General features: G+C 67.1%; 3 protein-coding genes. All 3 read left to right on the top strand.

Annotated elements, in window-relative coordinates; genetic code table 11:
* Positions 1 to 375, top strand: a 375-nt coding sequence (locus EDC50_RS16235; RefSeq protein ID WP_211326906.1) for a hypothetical protein, incomplete at its 5' end; no start/stop codon positions are given.
* A gap of 318 nt (positions 376 to 693) precedes the next feature.
* Positions 694 to 1,167 carry a DUF2924 domain-containing protein gene (locus tag EDC50_RS16225; protein WP_123771605.1) on the top strand — a complete coding sequence of 158 codons (474 nt, stop codon included), beginning with the start codon at positions 694 to 696 and terminating at the stop codon, positions 1,165 to 1,167.
* Positions 1,164 to 1,658: recombinase family protein (locus EDC50_RS16220; RefSeq protein WP_211326905.1), on the top strand; the 495-nt coding region annotated here is incomplete at its 3' end. The genes EDC50_RS16225 and EDC50_RS16220, both read left to right, overlap by 4 nt.

Raw genomic sequence — 1,658 nt, 5'->3', positions numbered from 1 at the left:
GCGCGCCATCTTGGTCTACTGGGACACGGCTACGCGAAGTACGAATGGCGCAGCAGCAGCGCCGTGAGAACCCGGGCGCGCATCCGGCGCACCGGCGATCCGCAAGAGCCCTTACCCGGCACGCTCGCCGCCGACGCGAGCGTCGAGCAGGCATGGGACGGCGTCGAGCTTCCGGCCTCGACGTGGTGTGCCGAGGAGGCACACCACATGAAGCTGCGTGAGTTCAAGCACAGCTACGCCTCGAGAGATCGCGTCCTGACCCTGCTGCTGTTGGAAAGTGCCGAGCCGCGCGCCTGGGATCGATCCTGGCAGGATGGCGAAAGCAACGACTGCGATGACCGGTTCGTCTCGACAGGCCAGCACCAGGTGCGATGACGCAGGGCGCCGTAGCCCGCGCATCCCCGCCAAAACCCGTTACGCGAAGTGCCCTCGATTCCTAGCATGAGCGGCGTTTTCCATCAAAACGCCGACCATGCACGAACCCGAACCCTTCGTCCTGGCTCCCGAGGCTGATCGGCCTCGGCACGCGCACCAAGAGATCGTCGATCTGCTGGCCTGCGCCCTGCTGCGGCTGCGCGCACGCCCCTATCCGCCATCTGGCCATATCGCCACCGACAGCGACTCGGTTGGCCTTGGCTTGTGCGGTCCACAGCGCGTGAATGCGAACCCCGATCACGCACGAGGAGTTCGCCGATGACGACACACGCAAGCCCTGCAGACCCGACCACCGTCGCCGCCCGCGTCGCCCAGTTGCCCCACCTGCCGATGGACAGCCTCTGGGCGCTGTGGGACGAGTACTTCGAGGAGCGGCCCAAGCATCACCACCGCACGTGGCTGGAGAGCCGGCTCGCCTACAGGATCCAGGAGCGCGCCTTTGGCGGGTTGAAGCCCGCGACCCGCCGCAAGCTCGAGGAGATCGGTGAGACGGGCATCCTGCCGCGCCAACTGCGCCGCGACGCGAGTCGGCTGCTACCGGGCACCGTGCTCACGCGGATCTTCGACGACGTCGAGCACCGGGTGCTGGTGCGCGGGCCCAATGACTTCGAGTATCAGGGGCAGCGGTTCAAGAGCCTGACGGCCATCGCCCGTCACATCACCGGCACGCATTGGTCGGGCCCCGCGTTCTTCGGCCTCAAGACCCAGGACGGTCAGAAGGAGCCGGCATGAGATCACAACGGCCCGTGTCCTCGTCGGCCACGCCGACCCCTGGTCCCGTCACGCCATCGAGGCGCTGTGCGGTCTACACCCGCAAGTCCACCGACGAGGGACTGGACCAGGAGTACAACAGCCTGGAGGCCCAACGCGACGCGGGGCTGGCCTTCATCGCCAGCCAACGCCACGAGGGCTGGATCGCCGTCGAGGAGGGTTATGACGACGGCGGCTACTCCGGCGGCCATCTCGACCGCCCTGCGCTCAAGCGCCTGCTCGCCGACATCGAGGCCGGCAGGATCGACATCGTGGTCGTCTACAAGATCGACCGCCTCACGCGCAGCCTGGCGGACTTCGCCAAGCTGGTGGAGGTGTTCGACCGCAACGGCGTCTCCTTCGTCTCGGTCACGCAGCAGTTCAACACCACCACCTCGATGGTTCGGCTGAAGCTCATCCTCCCTCTGTCCTTCGCGCAGTTCGTGCGCGAGGTCACCGGCGAGCGCATCCGC

The organism is Vulcaniibacterium tengchongense (genome assembly GCF_003814555.1).
Lineage (GTDB): Bacteria > Pseudomonadota > Gammaproteobacteria > Xanthomonadales > Xanthomonadaceae > Vulcaniibacterium > Vulcaniibacterium tengchongense.
Note: the sequence above shows the minus strand (reverse complement) of the source record. Positions and strands in the feature narration are given on the sequence as shown.

Bases quoted from the DNA above. Each gene is read 5' to 3' on its own strand.
- EDC50_RS16225 (WP_123771605.1), top strand. From the start codon at position 694: ATGACGACACACGCAAGCCCTGCAGACCCGACCACCGTCGCCGCCCGC.